Source organism: Limnofasciculus baicalensis BBK-W-15 (genome assembly GCF_024178385.1).
Classification (GTDB): Bacteria; Cyanobacteriota; Cyanobacteriia; order Cyanobacteriales; family Coleofasciculaceae; genus Limnofasciculus; species Limnofasciculus baicalensis.
Window position 1 is genome coordinate 1 of sequence record NZ_JAMZMM010000482.1, and the last position, 3,762, is coordinate 3,762.

A 3,762-nucleotide genomic window follows, 5' to 3' on the forward strand; every position below is an offset into this window, starting at 1 on the left:
GTTGTTGGTTGTTAGTTGTTGGTTGTTGGTTGTTGGTTGTTGGTTGTTAGTTGTTGGTTGTTAGTTGCTAATCAAAGAGCAACAAAGGTTTGAGAGCAAATTGTCAATAACAAATAACAAACAACCAACAACCAAAAACAAATAACAAACAACAAATAACCAAAAACCAATAACAAACAACCAATAACTAATTATCAAGCGCTACCAGTAAAGATGACTTCAGGGAATTTAGATTGAGCTTCTACCATAGGATGGGTTCGACCTTCTTCTTGCCAGTAATTAATCACTTCAGTGGCTTTGTTGAGCAACTCAACTCGATCGACTTCAGTAATCCAGTGCTTTTTCTCCAACTCATTTTTAAGCTGTTCCCAGGCATCATTCCGAGGCCAGAAAAAGTAAGATGTGAGGGGACTAGTACCTTTGCCAACAATTTGATCGACAGCTAGAGCCACATTCTCGTCTAGCCAGAGAACTTTTAAGAGAAACTTTGCCAATCACACCTCCGAGAAAACAAATGGCAGTCGGGAATTAATGTACAATTATTAATCTTACTCTACCACTTAAGCATCTAATTAAATTGTAGGAGCCGATCGCAGTGACCGAACCCCAATCAACACCATTGACATCAAACTGGAGAGCTATCGCCGTTTTCGACATTGATGGTGTAGTGCGGGATGTAAGTGGATCTTACCGCAGAGCGATCGCAGATACAGTAGAGTATTTCACACAGAGCGCTTACCGACCATCATCAGTCGAGATTGACCAACTCAAATCAGAAGGACTCTGGAACAACGATTGGCAAGCATCACAGGAGCTAATTTACCGTTATTTTGAGGCTCAGGGTCAAGGGCGATCGCAAATATCCCTTAATTATGATACTTTAGTTGACTTTTTCAACTCCCGCTACCGAGGGTCAAATCCCGACAACTGGACAGGATATATCTGTAATGAACCATTACTGTTAAAACCTAGCTACCTAGAAAACCTAACAGGAGGAGGAATCCTGTGGGGATTTTTCAGCGGTGCGACTAGAGATGAAGCCCTCTACGCACTATCGGGAAGACTAGGTTTAGTCGCACCTCTGCTAATCGCCATGGAAGACGCTCCGGGCAAACCCAATCCGACAGGTTTATTAGCAGCAGTAGAGCAATTAGAACAAAAACATAAGATAGACAATAAATTACCCGTCATCTACGTGGGAGACACAGTGGCAGATATCTACACAGCAGAGAATGCCAAAACTCAGCATCCCCAACGTAATTGGATTGGAGTGGGTATTCTCCCTCCCCATGTTCAAGAAACAGCACAACGCCGTGATGGGTATGAAAAAAATCTGCAAAATGCTGGGGCAAAGATAGTATTGAGTAATGTTGAACTATTGACACCGGAAGCAATTCAGGAGCTAATTAACTTAAATTGTTAGTAATATCATTTCCGTTGGCATCAGAATTATCCAAAAACCTCTGTGTACCTCTGTGCAAACCTCTGCGTACCTCTGCGTTAAAAAAAAAATCCTGCCAACGCCAACGGCTTCGATATCATCCCGATGCAATCGGAATCGATAGAACAGGCAAGATGCCTGTTCTACGATAAAAAACAATTATATAATCTTTTTTGCTTACCTTTCTAAGGATAGGTATCCATTTTGCAGTGCATCCCCCATGTCAAATCCCCGCCAAATTGCCTTTCTCGCCCTAAAAGATATCTACCTAAAAGGTGCTTTTACTGATATTGCCCTTGACAGAATCTTAAAAACGTCTAAATTACCAGATCTGGATCGCCGTCTTGTCACAGAATTAGTCTATGGCACAGTCAGACGACAGCGCACCCTAGACGCAATTATCGATCAACTTGGTAAGAAAAAATCCCATCAGCAGCCCCCAGACTTCCGGATTATTCTCCATCTCGGCTTATATCAACTGCGCTATGCCAATCGTATTCCCCCCTCTGCTGCGGTTAATACTACTGTTGAATTGGCAAAAGAAAATGGTTTTAAAGGATTAGCTGGCGTAGTGAATGGCTTACTGCGGCAATACTCCCGTCTTTCGCAAGTGAGAGGTGAGGGGGGAGAGGGGGAGACGAAAGTTTTGAATTCTCAGTTATCAGTTCTTAATATTAATTCAAAACGGACTTCGTCCCGCAACGCTCTCAAAACTCAAGACTCAAAATTATCCTCTCCATCCATTGATCCTCTAAAATTACCCACACAACCCATACCCCGTTTAGGTATTCTCTACAGTTTTCCTGATTGGATAATTAAACTATGGATAGAACAAATAGGGGTAGAAGAAACTGAGCAACTTTGCCAGTGGTTTAATCAATCCCCGACAATTGACTTGCGAGTAAATCCATTGCGGGTATCGATTGAAGAGGTGGAAGCGGCAATGAAATCTGCTGGTATTGAAGTGGGAAGGATTTCCCCATTACCCCAAGCTTTACGATTGAATGGGGCAGTAGGTGCGATTCAACAATTGCCTGGATTTAAAGAAGGATGGTGGACAATTCAAGATAGTAGCGCTCAGTTAGTAACTCATCTCCTCGATCCGCAACCAGGAGAGATAATTATAGATGCTTGTGCCGCACCAGGAGGGAAGACTACTCATATTGCCGAACTAATGGGGGATTCTGGTAACATAAAGGCTTGCGATCGCACTCCCTCTCGCCTCAAAAAAATACCAGAAAATGCCCAACGCCTTCAACTCCAATCCATTTCTATTTATACTGGCGATAGTCGCAACACTCCTCAATTTGTTAATAGTGCTGATCGAGTATTACTAGATGCACCTTGTTCGGGATTAGGTACTCTCCACCGTCGCCCCGATATCCGCTGGCGGAGTAACCCACAGACAGTACAGGAATTGTCAATTCTCCAACAAGAAATATTAACTCACACAGCCACTTGGGTAAAACCGGGGGGTATTTTGGTTTATGCTACCTGTACCCTGAATCGGGAGGAAAATGAAGAGGTAATTCAATCCTTTTTGGAGAATCATACCCACTGGCGAATTGAACCACCCCCACCCACTTCTGGGCTAAGTACCTTCTGTACGCCCCAAGGCTGGATTAAAGTTTGGCCTCAACTACATCTTATGGATGGGTTTTTTATGGTGCGATTGCAGCGATTATGAATAGAAAAGGTGAATAAGTCCTAATTAACCTGCAATCTGCTATCCTTTACCACCCCTCATTGCCCACTCTCCCGATCCATTTTTAATAGGAATACATCATGACAGGAAACTCTAGTGTCAAACAGCTAGTCAAGATTCTCATCGGTGCAGCTTGGATAGATGGCCGAATTCAGCCAGAGGAAAGGGAATATCTCCATCGAGTTGCCAAACAATCTGGAGTTGCTGAAGATCCGGAGATTCAGCCCCTATTGTACGAACTTAAATCTGTATCTCCCCAAGAGTGTTATAGCTGGGTACAAGAGTATTTAGGCGATCCTGCGACTCCCGAAGATTATCAGCGCTTGATTGAGGCGATTAGTGCCTTAATTTATAGTGATGGGGAAGTCGCCACTGAAGAAGCCAAACTCTTAACGCGCTTGCAGTTACTCGATCCAGCCATAGCCCCTCAGAAGGGAGGCTATAATACTGTGCTAAAAACTATTCAAAAACTCTATCAACGCTGGATGGATACGCAATCCTAGGGAAGGGAGTGGAGAGTGGGGAGTAGGGAGTGGGGAGTAGGGAGTAGGGAGTAGGGTTTTTTGGAGTAGGGAGTGGGGAAGTTGGAGTAGGGAGTGGTCTCTTATACACATCT

General features: G+C 43.7%; 4 protein-coding genes. 3 read left to right on the forward strand and 1 reads right to left on the reverse strand.

The genetic code is table 11. The annotated features are described in order from the left end of the window. Positions 1–194: 194 nt before the first annotated feature. Positions 195–494 (reverse strand): 30S ribosomal protein PSRP-3, encoded by a 300-nt coding sequence (locus NJ959_RS26945; protein ID WP_254014841.1) that lies wholly within the window; start codon positions 492–494, stop codon positions 195–197. A gap of 101 nt (positions 495–595) precedes the next feature. Here NJ959_RS26945 and NJ959_RS26950 point away from each other — a divergent pair, with 101 nt between their 5' ends. The 3 genes from NJ959_RS26950 to NJ959_RS26960 all read left to right on the forward strand — a co-directional run bounded on the left by NJ959_RS26950 (position 596) and on the right by NJ959_RS26960 (position 3,649). Further along, positions 596–1,423, forward strand: a complete 828-nt coding sequence (locus tag NJ959_RS26950; protein WP_254014842.1) for a TIGR01548 family HAD-type hydrolase — start codon at positions 596–598, stop codon at positions 1,421–1,423. 238 nt (positions 1,424–1,661) lie between these two features. Beyond that, positions 1,662–3,128: a 16S rRNA (cytosine(967)-C(5))-methyltransferase gene (locus NJ959_RS26955; protein WP_254014843.1), complete on the forward strand. Its 1,467-nt coding sequence runs from the start codon at positions 1,662–1,664 to the stop codon at positions 3,126–3,128. A 98-nt stretch (positions 3,129–3,226) separates the two neighbouring features. Next, the gene (locus tag NJ959_RS26960) at positions 3,227–3,649 is read left to right on the forward strand and encodes a tellurite resistance TerB family protein (RefSeq protein WP_254014844.1); all 423 of its coding nucleotides are present in this window, start codon (positions 3,227–3,229) and stop codon (positions 3,647–3,649) included. The last annotated feature ends 113 nt before the right edge of the window (positions 3,650–3,762 follow it).